Source organism: Flavobacterium sp. (assembly GCF_027483985.1).
Classification (GTDB): Bacteria; Bacteroidota; Bacteroidia; order Flavobacteriales; family Flavobacteriaceae; genus Flavobacterium.
Genome location: NZ_JAIXTJ010000034.1, coordinates 36,099 through 52,701, shown reverse-complemented (window position 1 = coordinate 52,701; position 16,603 = coordinate 36,099). Strand labels below are relative to the sequence as shown.

Below are 16,603 nucleotides of genomic sequence, written 5' to 3'. Positions count from 1 at the left end.
AAACTAACTTGTAACGCGTGCAAATATACGATTGTGAAATAGGCGTTGTCAAGTGTTTTGCCGTTTATTTTTAGTTTTGCCACAAAGACGCTAAGTCACACTGTTTATTATTGATTTTCAACTTGAAATCCTACGCTTTGTAAATCGTCCCAAAACGTTGGATATGATTTAGAAACTACTTCGGCATCTTGAATATTTAATGATGTTTTTAAGGCTAAAGGCGCAAAAGCCATTGCCATTCGATGATCTTGATAGGTTGCTATTTTTACATCTGCAATTAAATGATTAGAAGTCTCCATTGTTAGCGCATCATTTGTTACAGAAATGGTTGCTCCAAGTTTTGTTAATTCATTTTTTAAAGCTTCTAGCCTATCGGTTTCTTTGATTTTTAAAGTGTGTAAACCTGTTAGATGACAACCAATTCCTAATCCGAAGCAAGTTACCGCAATTGTTTGTGCAATATCTGGAGAGTTGTTTAGGTTATAGGTTGTAGGTTGTGGGTTGTGGGTTGCTATTTTAGTAATAGTAATTGAATTGTTGCTATTAAAAACTGTTTCAACTCCGAAGTTTTTATAGATTTCTGCTAATGCTGAGTCGCCTTGAAGGCTATTCGCTTTGTAACTTGAAAGCGTAATTTGCGTACCCATATCCGACAATGCTACTATTGAATACCAATAAGAAGCTGATGACCAATCACTTTCAATTGTTGATTGCTGATTAACGATTTTTGATTTTTGATTAATTTTGATTACATTTTTTACAAATGAAGTTTCAACTCCAATTTCATTTAACAAAGCTAAAGTCATTTTGATGTATGGCACAGATGTTATTTCGCCTTCTAAGGTTAATTCTAAGCCGTTTTCTAATTTTGGTGCGATTAACAAAAGAGCGGAAATATATTGGCTACTAACATTTGCTGGCAGTGAAACCTTATTTTGCGTGAGCTTTTTACCTTTGATATTTATGGGTGGAAATCCTTCGTTTTCTTCATAAGTTATTTCAGCTCCGAGTTGTTTTAAAGCTTCTACTAAAATTTTTATGGGACGTTCTTTCATTCGAGAAGAACCAGTAAGTACAACTTCTTTTCCTTCTTGCATAGCAAAAAAAGCGGTTAGAAATCGCATAGCTGTTCCTGCGTGGTGAACGTTAACGATTACCGATTTTTGATCTGTGATTTTTGATTTTTGAAGTGCATCAGCCATAACTTCAGAATCATCTGAATTGGATGTGTTTTCTAAAGTTAAATTTGGATACAATGCTTGCAACAAAAGCAATCTGTTGGTTTCCGATTTGGAACCAGTGATTTTTATTGTTGATTGTTGATAGTTAATTGTTGAATGTTGAAGTCTTAAATCCAATTTTTTGAAGTCTTAATTCTTAATACTCTAGTCTTAATACTACTTAAGTTTCTCATTATTTTGATGTCTATCGTGGTCGCGATTAGTTTTTAAATCTAATTTTTTATCGAAAGCCGCCTGAAGGTCAATTCCGGTTTGGTTTGCGAGGCACAAAACTACAAAAACTACATCGGCTAATTCTTCTCCAAGATCTTTATTTTTATCGCTTTCTTTTTCAGACTGTTCGCCATAACGACGCGCAATAATTCGTGCTACTTCTCCTACTTCTTCAGTAAGTTGTGCCATATTTGTTAACTCGTTGAAGTAACGAACTCCGTGGTTTTTTATCCAGTTGTCGACTTCTAGTTGGGAATTTTTTAGGTTCATTTTATATCTTTTTTAGTACAATTTTTTCTGTTTGTTTGTCAATTACAACTTTGAAAAACTCTTTTAGTGCGTCATAATAACTAGATTGAACAACCGAAGTATTAAATTCTAAAGTTGAAGAAACTGTAATTTGATTGGCAGTTCTTGAAATAGAATATACAAAGTTTATTAGTTTATCAACCATTGCAATACTGATTGATTTTGGCATACTTTCAACCTCATATCCATCGGGAATTGTTATTACTACTTGATATTTATCCTTGTTTGGAAATGCAAAATCTACTGGATATTGTCGGTTTTCTTGTTTAAATGGATTTTGGTTTATAGCAAAATGCAATAAAGGCGAGAAAAACAGTTTGTTTCCTATAACTTCGACAGCATTTGAACTCTTAAAATTATAAGACTCGGTTAAAGGTTCGTTTACAGCCCTTTCATTTTTTATTTCATAATTTTCAACTTCTAATCCGGTGTTGTCTTTTTCTAGTTTTTCTAAATAATTATCTCTTGAAATACCCAAATATTTTTTTCTAAAATTCAACGCATTATAGTCCAAATAATTCTGTCTAATTTGTCCTGAAACTTGACCTGACGCATCAACGGCAGCCATCATATTGGTTGATTTTAATGAATTTTCTTTCGGCATTAAATCAATTTCAATCGAACTTCCGTCTTGTTTTATCAATCGTCCTTTGTTGTTTAAATCTCTTGTTGGAAGACATTTTGGAGTGGCTAATTTTTCTGTTGCGTCTAGTAAGATTTGTTTTCCGTCTAAATTTACAGCGGCAATCACATAATTAAATTTAGATCTGTTCGGAAATAATGCCACACCATTGTCTCTTGTACTTAGCAATACCGGATCAGCATCTAAGCCAGCCATTTTGAGCATTGATGTCAAAATCAAATTAATTTCTGCAACATTTCCTGTGCTTTCATTGTAGGCAGCTTCAACACCTTTTTTGGTGTAGTAACCGTATTTTCCGTTCCAAGTCATTTTGTTTCTTACAAACTCATAAACAGCATTTAATCGCTCTGCTTTAGATTCAATTTTGTCTGTGATTAATTTAATATTGTTTATAAAGTAATTATTTTTCTTTAATTCGGGACCAAATTCTTTATCTTCAAAAATGGATTTGGCAACGCTTTCCCATGTTGTTGCAATTTGTTTAGGTTCTTTATCTGCAAAACGAATTAACTGCAACTCTTGTTGAATTTTGCCATAATAATCATCAATATTACTAACGTAGTCTTCTTCTATTAAAGCAGGAACTTCAGCAACTTCATACAATGCTTTTATCTGCTGAAAAGCTAAATAATTTATTGCATTATATTTATCATTGTATGAAATAGAAGTGTGTTCCATAACATCATTATGCGTAACATTAACATAACCTGATTTTATGGCTTTGTAGATATAAAATTCTGGAATTTCTGTTTGCAATTGCGCATAATCAACTGGAATATTATATTGAAATTGAAACGTTGGCAATTCTGCTAAATTTGGTGATCTTAGTTCATATTCTAATTCAAGAATGGAACCTTCTTTTATGTTTGGAAATGTTATCACTTTTGTCTGCCACAAGTCACTAACTTTTTCTACAAATTTACCTTCGCTGGTAACTCTTTGCTTATCAATTTTACCATTTTCAAGATTGTAGGTAAAGGCTTTGTTGATAAAAACTTGTTCGTCATTTAATTGTTCATAGCCAACATAATAAGGTATTTCGAAGTTTGCCCAGCTAAAACCTTCTTTTTTATATATTTTAAGTTTAATAGAAAATTTTGTTCTGCACTCAAAACCATCCTTGTAACTGTAAGTAAAAAAAGTTTTTGCTTTTTTAAAGATAAAAGCCGCGGCAGCCGAAGTATCAATTGGATGCACTTTTACCTCTAGTTCTTTTTTAGTGACTTTTCCTAATTCAAGATTTTGCGCAGAAAGATTTTCTACTAATGAAATAAGGAACAATAGGATTACAAAATAAACTCTCATAATTTTATATTTTTTTTAGAATTATCTTTTCTTTTTGTTTTTCGATTACAACTTTGAAAAATTCTTTTAGCATTTCATAATCTTTTGGTGGAATAATGGTTGTAGCTATATCTAAAACTAATTTAAATTGAATTTTTTCATTTTCATCTATGATTGAATAAGTAAAACCTCCATAGTTATTATCCATCACGATTGCTACATTTTCTGGTAAACTTTCAATTTTATAACCCTCTGGAATTTTAATGCTTATGTTGTATTTTTCTTTAAATGGAAAAGTAAAATCTATAGGATACTCTCTAAATTCTTGTTTGAAAGGATTTTCAGATAATTCAAAATGCATCATTGGTGAAAAATATAACTTATTACCAATAGTTTCAACCGAATTATTTTCAGTAATAGAATACTTTTCTACTATCATTTCATCGGTTTTTTTGTCATTAATTAAATTATAATCCGAGACCTCGATGCCTTTATATTTTTTTTCAATTCTTTGAATTAGAAAATCATTGGTTTGATCTGAGTAATCCTCTCTAAACTTCATTGCTTCATAATCTAAATATTGTTCCCTTACATTACCAGAAACTTTTCCTTCGCTATCAACAGTTACAACATAATTAACCACATCTAATGATGCATCTTTAGCAATAATATCGACTAAATCAGATGAACCATCATTCTTAACCAACCTCCCAAACCAGTTTAAATCATCCGTAGGAAGTATTCCAACAGATGAATCTTTACTCGTTGCATCTAAAAACAAAAGTTTACCATCTATTACTACAGAGGCAACTACAATATTAAATGCCTTCCTACTTGGAAAAATTGCGATACCATTTGATTTTGTACTAATTAAAACAGGATTGGCTTCAAGATTAGCATATCGCAACATAGCAACTAACATTAAATTTACTTCAGCATAGTTTCCGACTTTATTTTGATAAGCTTTTTTCACACCATCTTTGCAATAATAACCGTAATATTCATTCCACTTCATTCTCGATTGGACGAAACTAAATATTACGCCAACTTTTTCGTTAGCCGTTGAAGCAGCAACTAATAATGGATTTAATTCTTCTTCGAAATAATTTAGTTTGTTGATTTGTTGCCCAAAATTCTCACTTTCATTTATACTTTTTACAATTTCCTCCCATGAATTTGAAATTGCCTTAAAAGAATTATCTTTGAATTTAATGCCTGCTATTTCGTGTACGATTGCTGAGCTATAATTTTCAATATTATTAACAAATAATTCTTCTTTAATCGCTGGAATATTTTCAAGACTATAGACCGTTCTATTGTCTAAATAACTCAACTGATCAACTTTATGATTATAAGGATTTACCATCGAGTTATACCTATATGTGCTATTACTTTTATTTTCATTAGAGCTAATAAACTTACTAATTTTGTCTTTAGTTTCTGTAAATAAAAGAGTTCCTTTCGTGTGAACATTATAGAATAAATATTCAGGAATATCAGTTATAAATTGAGAAAATTTCACTGGAATTCTTTTTTGAAAAGCCCAGTCTCGTATACTTGTTATATAAGGAGTTGTAATTTTATATTTATATTCAATTATTGATCCTTCTTTAACATTGGGCATAGTCAATTTTTTTATTTTGAACGATTGATTCCTTTCTTCTGTAAATTGATTTTCAGCTTTTGCTTTTGTAATTTGTATTTCATTATTTACTAAATTGTAAGTCAATGCATTTGAAAAATTTACTGTTTCAATTTCAGAATTTCCAGTGAAAAATGGAATTTGTTCATTAGCCCAAATATACCCTTCTTTTTTATAGATTTTAATTTTTACTTCCACTTCGGTAATCATTTCTAAAGCACCACTGATATCAAAACTTACTTTGCCCTTATTAATTAAAATGGCAGCAACAGCAGAAGAATCATTTGGATAAAATTTTTCTTCTAATTCTGCTTTGGTAACTTTTCCTAATTCTCTATTTTGAGCTAAACTAGAACTAATCTGCGCAATGAAAGAAACTAAAATCACAAAATAAACTCTCATAATTTTATATTTTCTTTAAAACTATCTTTTCGTTTTGTTTTTCTATTAGCACTTTGAAAAATTCTTTTAAAGTTTCATAATCTTCTGATGGAATAATAGAGGTATTGACTGTAAAACTTACTACTACTTGTATGTTTTTATCAGTATTGCTAAGATTCATTGAATAAGCTCCATAATTATTTGCCATTGAAAAAGCAGCCGATTTTGGTAAACTTTCAATTTGATATCCTTCAGGAATAGTGATATTTACCATATATTTATCTTTAAATGGAAAAGAGAAATCAACCGGATATTCGCGATTTTCTTGCTTGAATGGATTCTCTGCTTGTGTAAAATAAAGTAACGGTTCAAAATAAAGTTTGTCACCAATTTTTTCCACCAAATTACTGTTTTTAATAGTATATTTTTCTATAACTGGTTCACTCAAAATCTTGTCATTTGTCAATTCAAATTCAGAAACTTCAAGTCCTTGATGTCTTTTTTCAAGATTTTCTAGATAACTTTCTCTGGTTAATCCAAGATATTTATCTCTGTAACTCAATGCTGCATAATCAAAATATTGCTCTTTTACTTTTCCTGTTACTACACCTTCGGCATCAATTGTTACCAGCATATTGATTACATCATCAGACAAAGCTTTTGGCATTAAATCTAACATTTCGGAAGTGCCGTCTTTTTTAACCAATCTTCCAAACCAATTTAAGTCATAAAGTGGTAAAACATTTGGTCTTGAAATTTTACTTGTAGCATCCATCAAAGTAACACCATTGTCGGTTACAACCGAAGCAATGACAAAATTAAAAGCCGATCGACTAGGAAAAAGTGGAATTCCGTTAGATCGAGTACTAACTAAAACCGGATTCGCATCTAAACCAATGTGTCGCAACATTGCAACCAACATTAAATTAATTTCAGCCGCATTTCCTGTTTTATCTTGATACGCTTTTTTAACTCCGCCATCACAATAATAACCACTAAACTGATTCCAGGTCATTCTATTTTGAACAAAATTTAATAGGACAGCAATTTTTTCTTCTCTAGTTCCTAAATCTTTTGTGATAGCATTTACATCTTCTTCAAAATAATTGGATTTAGTTAATTGGGTTCCGAAATCATCATTTTCATAGATTTTTTTAGTTACATCTTCCCAAGTTGCTGAATAAAACTCGGCCACAGATTGTGGTAATCGCTTTGATGCCAACTCGTGATAAATCGATGCTCTGTAGTTATCAATATTATTAACAAATGCTTCTTCTTTAAGTGCAGGAACATTTTCTAACTTATATGTTACTACTTGTTCAGAATAAGTAAACGAATTCATTGATCTTTCGTACTTAATCGCAGCACCATTTTTTACTAAATTACGGTCACTTGTTGCGACCGTTTTACTTACAATATTTTTTATTTCAACTGGTTGAAGACTTCCTTTTCTGTAAACATTATAACCGTAATATTCAGGAATAAGTGTTTGATATTCAGAATAATTAACCGGAATGTCATTTTGAAAACTCCATTCAGGAAATGTTGAAATAAAAGGCGTTTTTATTTCATATTTAAATTCAATAATGGTTCCTTCCTTTACATTAGGCATTGTTATTTTTTTTCTTGACCAAAATTTATTTATATTTTCTGTAAACTCACCTTCGCTTTTTAGTTTTGTTTTTTCAATTTGACCGTTTACCAAATTATAACTTACTGCTTTAGAAAAAGATACCGTTTCCTTTGTAGAATTTCCTACATAAAATCTGACCGATTTATTAGCATAATCATAACCTTCTTTTTTATAGATTTTAATTTTAGCCTGGACTTCTGTAATTACAAAAAAACCATCTTCTTGGGAGTATTCAAAATAGGTTTTTCCTTTTTCAAATAAAACTGCAGCAACTGCAGACGAATCTTTTGGATGTACCGTTTCTTTTAATTCGTCAACAGTAACGGCGCCTAATTCTCTTTTTTGAGCAAAATTTATTTGCATTCCTAAAATGAAAAAGGTGGTGATGATTAGGATTTTTTTCATTGGTTTGAGTTTAATGGTTTCAAATTATTTTTGGTTTTAAAAACTACTTTTTGTGATAAAAAAATAGGAGACTAAGCTTTAACTATAACAATTTTAGAATTATCGGTTTTGGCAATTTGTTCTCTAAATTTTCTATAATTTTCGTATTCTGATTTTTCATACATTCCTTTTTTTAGAAGAAACGAACGCTTATAGATTAATTTAGAAGGATTTACTGCAATTAGTTCCATTTTATAACTACCGAATTTATCATCAATAACAACATTTTCTGGTTTTGCATCAACAACATATCCTGCCGGAAGATTCACCTCAACCTCATCTTCATCATAAAAACCTCTTGAAATTTCGAGTTGATTTTTTCGATTTCTATAACGTTGTGGCACGTTTGGATTTTGATTAAAAACGTTAATTGGCAACATCATCATCGTGCCATTTTTACTGGCATAACCCACAGCATTAATCTGTAAATCTTCCGTAAAATCTACGCTTTCTTTATTATTACTGAACTTAATCTTGTCCATTTTAAGGTTGTTGATCCAGAAAAAAGTTGTTTTGTAATACTCATCAACTTCTTCTTTAGATTTATTTTCTATTAAATAGCGATTGTCATATTGAATGCCTTTAGAAACTATTTTCACCGTTGCTGTTAAATCACCATTTTCATTTATAGTATAACTTCCTTTTATATACTGCGGACTCGCTTTGTCATTATAATTATTTGTTTTAACAATCTCACCTTTATCTGGTTTGACAATTAATGCATATCGATCATCGGTAAAATCGCCTTCAAATCCGAATGGTTTTACTTGACTTGTACATTCTAAAAAGCTCAATTTATCATTAACTGGCAGCGCCAAAACAACATGATTTCCTTGCATTGAAACAAAATCTTGATTCAAACTTCGGCTACTATCATCGCCGTAAATGATGGTATAATAAGATTCAACACCAACTACTTTTAACAACACTCTGGTATAATTAGAAAGCGCTTTGCAATCACCATAGCCTAATCTATCAACATCTTTGGCCAACATTGGTTTCCAACCGCCAATACCCAATTGAATACTTACATATCGCGTTTTATCTTGAACATACTGATAAATAATTTTTGCTTTTTTTAGAGGATCAGTTTCTTTTCCTACCAATTCTTTTATTTTCAATTTTGTCTCATCAGAAATATCTTCAGTATCAGACAATAAACTGGAATACATCCATTTACCAAATTCAGACCAACTTTTCGCAGTTCCTTGAACGCCTTCTAGATTAAATTTTTCTAGACTAAAAAACACCATAGGAACAATTTTATCAAATGATGGTGAATTATCTTCGGGTTTTTCGGCTACTAAATTTTCGGCTACATAAGAAAGCGCGTTTTCTTTTTCTGTTTTAACAACTAGTTTGTCATTAAAATTCAACTCTTTGTATTTAAAACCTAAACCTGATGGATAACTAATTGTGTATTCTGATTTTTCTACACTTTCAAAATAATCATCAGTAGGATACCAAGGCATAATAAAAGCTGTATTTGATGTTTGACATTCACTTTCATAAACCACAGTAAATGGATATTCAGTTGGTGTATAATCAAGATATACTTTTCTATCATCACTATATATCGAAAAACCATCGGCAACACTTTGATGAACAAAATCTTTTCGTTTAATTTTTTTAATTTCTTTACCTAAAGCATTGTAAACAGTAGCTTCAATTGACAACACTTTATTGGAGCGATCATAATATTCAATTGCATCAACATTGTTTTGACCTCTTTTATTTAATACGGTAATGACTTTTCTTTTTTTAACATTCATTTGCCTTTCAGAAGAAATCGAAATATTTATCGCTTGAAATCGTACCACACTATTGGCATTTTCTTTTAAATTTTCTGGAATTAAAAGCGAAGTATAAGTATTTTGTGCCGTTAAAGAAATGGTTGAAAAGCATAGTAAAAATAGGTACAGCTTAGCGTTCATAGAATATTGTTTTTAGTAAATTATTCTTTGTTTTTTGTATCAATAATTATTGTAACCGGACCATCATTTATCAAAGCTACTTTCATATCAGCTCCAAATTGACCTGTTTGAATGTTTTTACCCACTTCAAATTTCATCTGTTGTACAAAAGATTCATAAAGCGGAATAGCAATTTCGGGTTTTGATGCTTTGATATAACTTGGTCTGTTTCCTTTTTTTGTAAGCGCGTGAAGCGTGAATTGACTTACTACAATAACATCACCATTCACGTCTTTGAGAGATAAATTCATCACATCATTTTCATCACTAAAAATGCGAAGATTTGCAATTTTAGACGTCAACCAATCAATATCGTCTTTAGTATCGGCATCTTCAATACCCACAAGAATTAATAATCCAGCGCTGATTTCGGCTACAATTTTACCTTCAATTGCTACTGATGCTGATGAAACTCTTTGGATTACCGCTTTCATTTTTTGAAAAATAGGTTATTCATCAAATATAAAAGTTCTTTTTTTATTCACTTTACGGTTTTCCACATTTTTTTAATTTTTTTTAAAAAAAGTTAGAAAAAAGTTTCAAAGATTAAATAAATATCAAATTTAGGTTACCAAAAAATACATTTTTAGGAAGTTGGAAAACTTTAAAAGAAAAGTTTCGGTTGTACCACAAAAAACAAACCGTTTTAACTCAAACTTTAAAACTTTCAGAAAAAAAATAAAACTATAACTATTTATTGTTTGTTTCTCGTTGCATCGCTGGCAATTCGATCATCATTATAAATATCTGTTCTATAATGTTCGTCATCGCCTTCTAGTATTTTAAGATAACTATTGTAGCGTGTCCACGAAATTTCATCTTTTTCTAGAGCTTCTTTGATGGCACATTTTGGTTCTTCTTTATGCAAACAATTATTGAATTTGCATTGGTCTTTAAGTTTGAAAAACTCCGGAAAATAACCACTTATTTCCTCTTTTTCCATGTCAACAATTCCGAAACCTTTGATTCCAGGCGTGTCAATAATTTTTGCTCCAAACGACAAGTCGTACATTTCTGCAAAAGTAGTGGTGTGCTGACCTTGCATACTTTGTTCCGATATTGTTTTAGTTTTTAGATGCAAACTTGGTTCAAGTGCATTAACCAAAGTAGATTTTCCGACACCTGAATGACCCGAAAACATTGTTGTTTTTCCAACCATTAGTTCCTTTAGCTCTTCAATTCCTTTTCCTTGAGTTGAAGAAACACGCAAACATTTGTATCCGATTTGTTGATAAACGTGTTGCATGTAAAGTTGGTCGTCTAAAGTTACCTCATCTAAGGTGTCTATTTTATTAAAAACTAAAATGGTTTCTATACCATAAGCTTCGGCTGTAACTAAAAAACGATCAATAAAATTAAAGGTCGTTGGCGGATTATTGACTGTTATTAAAAGAAAAACATAATCTACATTGGATGCAATAATGTGCATTTGATGGGACAAATTCACCGATTTTCTCACTATATAGTTTTTTCTATCGTGAATGGCATTTATTACACCAATGGTTGTATCGGAAGTTTCATCAAGTTCAAAATCTACAACATCACCAACAGCAATTGGATTCGTACTTTTGATTCCTTTAATACGGAATTTACCCTTGATTCGGCATTCGATAAAAGTGCCTTCATTAGATTTTACTGTGTACCAACTTCCTGTAGATTTATAAACTAATCCTGTCATTCAATTTCAGATTTAAAATTTGAGATTTCAGATGCATTCTGAATCTAAAACTTTATAATTTACAAAAGTAGAAAAAAGAGTTAAGAAGTCATTTAAGATTATCATTTTACTTTAAACAAAAAAGACTGCTTAAATTAATAAACAGTCTTTTTAAATTCTTAGACTTATGCTGGATTAATCAACTAGAATCATTCGGCCCAATTTATCTTTCGATTTTCTTGAGGCATAGATAATAAACTCATTATCAGATTTTCTGTTATAAACTCCTGGACGAATCACTAACTCTTCTTTTACTACTTCTTCAGGATCTTTTCTTGTGATGTTTCCTTTGTCATCAAATACAAAAAGAGTTGGTACTGCATTATTGTAATTACCTAACGCTTTAATTTCTTCGATATCAGTAACGCCTTTGTTTTTTACATTATCATTAAATAAAATGTTTAAAACTCCATTTCTATAAATTGGAATTACACTCAAATATTCAGGACCTTTTCCCATAACTGCTAACGGAATTGATAGTCCAACCGCTACATTAAAACTTCCTCCGCCACCTACACCAAAGAGGTTAAATGAAGCCACAGTAACCGTTGCCGATTGTTCTTTAGCAACAACATTACTCCATTCTAGAGATCCATCTGGTTTTAAGCAAGTAACAATCATTTCATTGGTTGTGTAGGTAATTGGTTGAATTCCTAACGGACCAATTCCTTGTTTTTGTCCTACATAAATCATTTGATATTCAGACAGTACTATCAATCCGCCATCATTTTTCTCGATAATTGTATGGATGTTGTAATATGGTTTTACATCTTTTCCTTTTTTGGCTCTTCGTTCACCAAGTAATTTAACTTTGGTAGCATAATCAAATTCGTTGAACTTTACATTTTCAGCTTTATTATTAGCCAAATTAATGGTCATATTATATACACCTTTAAGTTCTTTATTGGCTTTACCGTTTTCACGTACGCTAGAATAAAACCCTGTTAATTGAATAGTGTTTTTGCTGGTTGCCAACATTTTGCAGTTAATAATCTCTTCATCGACAATGTCAATTTTAACCACTTCTTTTTTATAATTCATATCTTTTTTGAAAATATGAACCTCTACTTTTTCAACTTTTTCTTTCTTCTTTTTATCACGATATCCTTCGTTAACCACTAAGAAAATATCATCTTTATAATTTACATCAAAATCTGAAATTGTAAATTGGTAATCTTTTTTATTATCATCATACGCCACTTTATCTTCGGTAGAAAAAGCTGTTTTTAAAGTTTCGTCAAAGAACTTTATTTCATATTTCATTGCATCTTCTTTTTCAAAAAGAGCGGTATGCATAATTAACAACATTCTATTATCAGGTGACTTTCTAAAATAAAACGCGCCTTTGTCTGAGCTATTTGCAACAGTAGATTCAAAAAGTGTGATAACATCAGAGCTCAATACGCCACTTTCTGAAACTGGAATACCAACTAACGTATATTTTTTTTCTTTTCTATAATACACACTACCAATAGCATATAATTTATCATTTAATAATACAATTTCTTCAAATTCTAAATCTTTATCTTTTACTTCTGGAAAAATGATTTCATTATTTGCAATTTGTTTCATTGCTTTAGAATCAAAGATTTTAAGGTAGTAATTAGATTTACCTTTCAAAAGCAAGGTGTATACTTTGTTGTTGGCTTCTCCGATAATTTTGATGATTTTTCCTTTATCATCGGTTATTTCTTCACCATAAGTGATGTTGATTTTGTCTATTTTGTTTTGAGCAGAAACAAAGGTACCGCACAAAACAAAAAAGACTGCAGCTAGTAAGCAGTTCTTCATTGTAATAATTTTAGAGGTTATTTTTGGCAATGATACAAAAAAAACCTACAAATATTTTTGTAGGTTTTAATTAATATTCTAAGAAAAGTTAATTGTTTATTTATTATTAAAAATTTTCTCTTGATGCGATATACTTTCTTGATGAATTGCCTTAAAAAATTGAATAATAAAATCTTCACTCAATCCTTTTTGACCTCCATCATTTACCATTTTTTCTAGAATATCATTCCAGCGTTTGTTTTGTAAAACTGCCACATTTTTTTCTTTTTTCAAGGCACCAATATCTTCGGCAACTTTCATTCTTTTTCCAATTACTTCAAGAAGTTTGGCATCATATTCGTCGATTTTACCTCTTAATTTTGATAATCTACTTTGATAATCATCGGCTTCATCGGTTTCTTTTCTTATGGTCAAGTCGATAAAAATTTGTTTTAAACGATCAGGTGTAACTTGCTGCGCGGCATCGCTCCAAGCATTATCTGGATCGCAATGGGTTTCGATAATCATTCCGTCATAATTTAAATCAAGTGCTTCTTGAGTTACTTGAAAAATCATATCACGATTTCCTGTAATGTGTGAAGGATCAATGATTAATGGAATATCTGGGAATTTATGTTGAAAATCAATTGCAATTTGCCATTCCGGATTATTGCGGTATTTGGTTTTTTCATAAGTTGAAAATCCTCTGTGAATAACACCTAATTTCTTAATATTAGCATTATACAATCGTTCCACACCGCCAATCCAAAGCGCTAGATCAGGATTAACAGGGTTTTTTACTAAAACAATTTTATCTGTATTTTGTAAAGCATCAGCTATTTCTTGAACTGCAAATGGATTTACGGTTGTTCGTGCGCCAATCCACAATACATCAATATCGTGTTCTAAGGCTAATTTTACGTGTGCAGCAGTTGCTACTTCGGTTGCCATTAACAAACCCGTTTCGGCTTTAGCTTTCTGCAACCATTTCAATCCTATTTCGCCTACACCTTCAAATCCACCTGGGCGCGTTCGAGGTTTCCAAATTCCGGCTCTATAAATTGAAACGTCAGAGTTTTTTAATTCGTGTGCGATTTTTAATACTTGATCTTCTGTTTCAGCACTGCAAGGTCCAGCAATTACTAGCGGATGAGTTAAATTGAAATCATTTAACCACGTTCTCATTTCTTTTTTATTTTCCATTTTCTTTTGTTGTCGGTTGTCAGTTGTTTGTTGTCAGTTTTGCAACCGATAACAGATAACTGACAACAATTTTTATTTTAATATTTCTTTAATTCGATTTGTATTTTGCATTTCATTAAAAACTTCATCATAATTATCTTCTTCTAATAATTGTTTGAAATTAGATAAATTTTGAATGTATTCTTCTAATGATTCAATGACTTGTTTTTTATTTTGTTTGAAAATTGGCGTCCACATTGCAGGTGAACTTTTGGCTAAACGAACGGTACTTTCGAATCCTGAACCAGCCATATCAAAAATATCTTGTTCGTCTTTTTCTTTTTCGATTACGGTTTTTCCTAACATAAACGAACTTATGTGCGATAAATGTGAAACATAAGCGATGTGCTTGTCGTGTGACTTTGCATCCATATATCTAATGCGCATTCCTAATTTTTTAAACAAATCCATTGCTTTTTCTTGCAATTTAAAAGTTGTTTTTTCGACTTCACAGATGATATTGGTTTTACCTTCATACAATCCTTTGATAGCTGCGCTTGGTCCTGAAAATTCGGTTCCTGCGATGGGATGACAAGCTAAAAAATTTCTCCTTTTCGGATGGTGCTCAAGTGCTTCACAAATCGGATTTTTAGTTGAACCAACGTCAAAAACTAATGTGTTTTCTCCTATTTCGTTTAATATTTCTGGCAAAATTACCAAAGCCACATCAACTGGCACTGAAACTATTACTAAATCTGCGTTAATTAAATCAGTAAGGCTTGCTTGTTGATCGATTATGCCGAAATTTTGGGCGTCATCTAAATGTTTTTTGTTAGAATCTATACCAAAAATCGTTGCATCATCATAAATAGATTTAATGTCTAAGGCCATTGAACCTCCAATTAATCCTATTCCTATTACGTATACATTCATTTTATATTTCTTTTTTAACCAATGGTTTAATTTTACTTTTTTTAGACCCGATGAATTGTGTCTCTATGAAAAACGGTTAATGGCTTTAATAATATTTTCTTCTTTAACGCATAATGAAAATCGGATGTAACCTTCGCCATTGCTGCCAAAAATTGTTCCTGGCGTTAAAAATATATGTTTCTCATATAACAAATTATCAATGAATTCTTCTGATGCTATTCCAGTTGGTAATTTTGCCCAAACAAATAATCCTACTGCGTTTGTATCAAAGGTGCAATGCATTTTTTTAGCCAATTCAAAAATTAGATTTCTTCTTTTTGTATAAATAATATTCTGACTTTCAAACCAATCTTTTCCTAATTTTAATGCTGCGATAGCACCTTTTTGAATTCCATAAAACATTCCTGAATCCATATTGCTTTTTACTTTTAAAACAGCATCAATCAGTGTTTTGTTTCCTAAAACCATTCCAACACGCCAACCTGCCATATTAAATGTTTTACTTAAGGAATTTAACTCCAATGCGATTTCTTTTGAACCATCAACTTGAAAAATAGACATCGGATTGTCGTTTAAAACAAAACTATATGGATTATCATTTACAATTAAAATTTGATGTTTTTTACCGAACGCAATTAGTTTTTGATACAATTCTAAAGTGGCATTGGTTCCCGAAGGCATGTGCGGATAATTTACCCACATTAACTTCACTTTAGACAAATCTTGTTGTTCTAATTTTTCGAAATCAGGTTGCCAATTCGTTGCTTCATTTAAATCATAAAAAACGGATTTGGCTTGAACTAATTCGGTAACCGAAGCATAAGTTGGATAACCCGGATTCGGAATCAAAACTTCATCATCTTCATTTAAAAAAGCAAGTGCGATATGCATAATTCCTTCTTTACTTCCCATTAAGGGCAAAATCTCTGAATTAAAATCAAATTCAACCTTAAACTGATTTGCATAAAAATTTGCCATTCCTTTTCTCAAATCAGGTAAGCCTTGATAACTTTGATATTCGTGTGCTTGGTCATCAAACATTGCGTTTTGAATGGCTTCAATCACTGAAGAATGTGGCGCCAAATCTGGACTTCCAATTCCCATATTGATAATCGGTTTTCCTTCAGACATAAGTTGTCTTACTTCTTTCAATTTTCTTGAAAAGTAGTACTCTTGAACGGTTTCTAATCTTTTTGCTGTTGTAATCATATTTTTACACGAATTGCACGAATTTTCAC

12 protein-coding genes are annotated in these 16,603 nt (G+C 31.1%); all 12 read right to left on the bottom strand.

Annotated features, from left to right (window positions below; translation table 11 throughout):
* Window positions 1–107: 107 nt before the first annotated feature.
* Window positions 108–1,358 carry a 3-phosphoshikimate 1-carboxyvinyltransferase gene (gene aroA / locus Q0050_RS08955; RefSeq protein ID WP_298394448.1) on the bottom strand — a complete coding sequence of 417 codons (1,251 nt, stop codon included), beginning with the start codon at window positions 1,356–1,358 and terminating at the stop codon, window positions 108–110.
* Between the two features lie 39 nt (window positions 1,359–1,397).
* Entirely contained in the window at window positions 1,398–1,724 is a 327-nt protein-coding gene (locus Q0050_RS08950) for a nucleotide pyrophosphohydrolase (protein ID WP_290832593.1), read from the bottom strand.
* 1 nt (window position 1,725) lies between these two features.
* Entirely contained in the window at window positions 1,726–3,711 is a 1,986-nt protein-coding gene (locus Q0050_RS08945; RefSeq protein WP_298394441.1) for a hypothetical protein, read from the bottom strand.
* 4 nt (window positions 3,712–3,715) lie between these two features.
* On the bottom strand, window positions 3,716–5,734 hold the full coding sequence (locus tag Q0050_RS08940) for a DUF3858 domain-containing protein (RefSeq protein WP_298394439.1): 2,019 nt from the start codon (window positions 5,732–5,734) through the stop codon (window positions 3,716–3,718).
* Between the two features lie 4 nt (window positions 5,735–5,738).
* Complete coding sequence (locus tag Q0050_RS08935) at window positions 5,739–7,751, bottom strand: DUF3857 domain-containing protein (protein WP_298394437.1); 2,013 nt, start codon at window positions 7,749–7,751, stop codon at window positions 5,739–5,741.
* Between the two features lie 71 nt (window positions 7,752–7,822).
* Window positions 7,823–9,724: a DUF3857 domain-containing protein gene (locus Q0050_RS08930; protein ID WP_298394435.1), complete on the bottom strand. Its 1,902-nt coding sequence runs from the start codon at window positions 9,722–9,724 to the stop codon at window positions 7,823–7,825.
* Between the two features lie 20 nt (window positions 9,725–9,744).
* On the bottom strand, window positions 9,745–10,197 hold the full coding sequence (dtd, locus tag Q0050_RS08925; protein ID WP_298394432.1) for a D-aminoacyl-tRNA deacylase: 453 nt from the start codon (window positions 10,195–10,197) through the stop codon (window positions 9,745–9,747).
* Window positions 10,198–10,457: 260 nt separating this feature from the next.
* Window positions 10,458–11,441, bottom strand: coding sequence for a ribosome small subunit-dependent GTPase A (gene rsgA / locus Q0050_RS08920; RefSeq protein WP_298394429.1), 984 nt, complete (start codon window positions 11,439–11,441; stop codon window positions 10,458–10,460).
* Window positions 11,442–11,615: 174 nt separating this feature from the next.
* Window positions 11,616–13,271, bottom strand: a complete 1,656-nt coding sequence (locus Q0050_RS08915; protein WP_298394427.1) for a hypothetical protein — start codon at window positions 13,269–13,271, stop codon at window positions 11,616–11,618.
* Between the two features lie 96 nt (window positions 13,272–13,367).
* The gene (locus Q0050_RS08910; protein ID WP_298394424.1) at window positions 13,368–14,453 is read right to left on the bottom strand and encodes a bifunctional 3-deoxy-7-phosphoheptulonate synthase/chorismate mutase type II; all 1,086 of its coding nucleotides are present in this window, start codon (window positions 14,451–14,453) and stop codon (window positions 13,368–13,370) included.
* A gap of 72 nt (window positions 14,454–14,525) precedes the next feature.
* Window positions 14,526–15,365: a prephenate dehydrogenase gene (locus tag Q0050_RS08905; RefSeq protein WP_298394421.1), complete on the bottom strand. Its 840-nt coding sequence runs from the start codon at window positions 15,363–15,365 to the stop codon at window positions 14,526–14,528.
* Between the two features lie 63 nt (window positions 15,366–15,428).
* On the bottom strand, window positions 15,429–16,574 hold the full coding sequence (locus Q0050_RS08900) for an aminotransferase class I/II-fold pyridoxal phosphate-dependent enzyme (protein WP_298394418.1): 1,146 nt from the start codon (window positions 16,572–16,574) through the stop codon (window positions 15,429–15,431).
* Window positions 16,575–16,603 lie beyond the last annotated feature (29 nt).

What these genes read in the sequence shown, in the direction of transcription:
- Q0050_RS08950 (WP_290832593.1), bottom strand. Translation starts at nt 1,724, where the DNA reads ATGAACCTAAAAAATTCCCAACTAGAAGTCGACAACTGGATAAAAAAC.
- Q0050_RS08945 (WP_298394441.1), bottom strand. Translation starts at nt 3,711, where the DNA reads ATGAGAGTTTATTTTGTAATCCTATTGTTCCTTATTTCATTAGTAGAA.
- Q0050_RS08940 (WP_298394439.1), bottom strand. Translation starts at nt 5,734, where the DNA reads ATGAGAGTTTATTTTGTGATTTTAGTTTCTTTCATTGCGCAGATTAGT.
- Q0050_RS08935 (WP_298394437.1), bottom strand. Translation starts at nt 7,751, where the DNA reads ATGAAAAAAATCCTAATCATCACCACCTTTTTCATTTTAGGAATGCAA.
- Q0050_RS08930 (WP_298394435.1), bottom strand. Translation starts at nt 9,724, where the DNA reads ATGAACGCTAAGCTGTACCTATTTTTACTATGCTTTTCAACCATTTCT.
- dtd (WP_298394432.1), bottom strand. Translation starts at nt 10,197, where the DNA reads ATGAAAGCGGTAATCCAAAGAGTTTCATCAGCATCAGTAGCAATTGAA.
- rsgA (WP_298394429.1), bottom strand. Translation starts at nt 11,441, where the DNA reads ATGACAGGATTAGTTTATAAATCTACAGGAAGTTGGTACACAGTAAAA.
- Q0050_RS08915 (WP_298394427.1), bottom strand. Translation starts at nt 13,271, where the DNA reads ATGAAGAACTGCTTACTAGCTGCAGTCTTTTTTGTTTTGTGCGGTACC.
- Q0050_RS08910 (WP_298394424.1), bottom strand. Translation starts at nt 14,453, where the DNA reads ATGGAAAATAAAAAAGAAATGAGAACGTGGTTAAATGATTTCAATTTA.
- Q0050_RS08905 (WP_298394421.1), bottom strand. Translation starts at nt 15,365, where the DNA reads ATGAATGTATACGTAATAGGAATAGGATTAATTGGAGGTTCAATGGCC.
- Q0050_RS08900 (WP_298394418.1), bottom strand. Translation starts at nt 16,574, where the DNA reads ATGATTACAACAGCAAAAAGATTAGAAACCGTTCAAGAGTACTACTTT.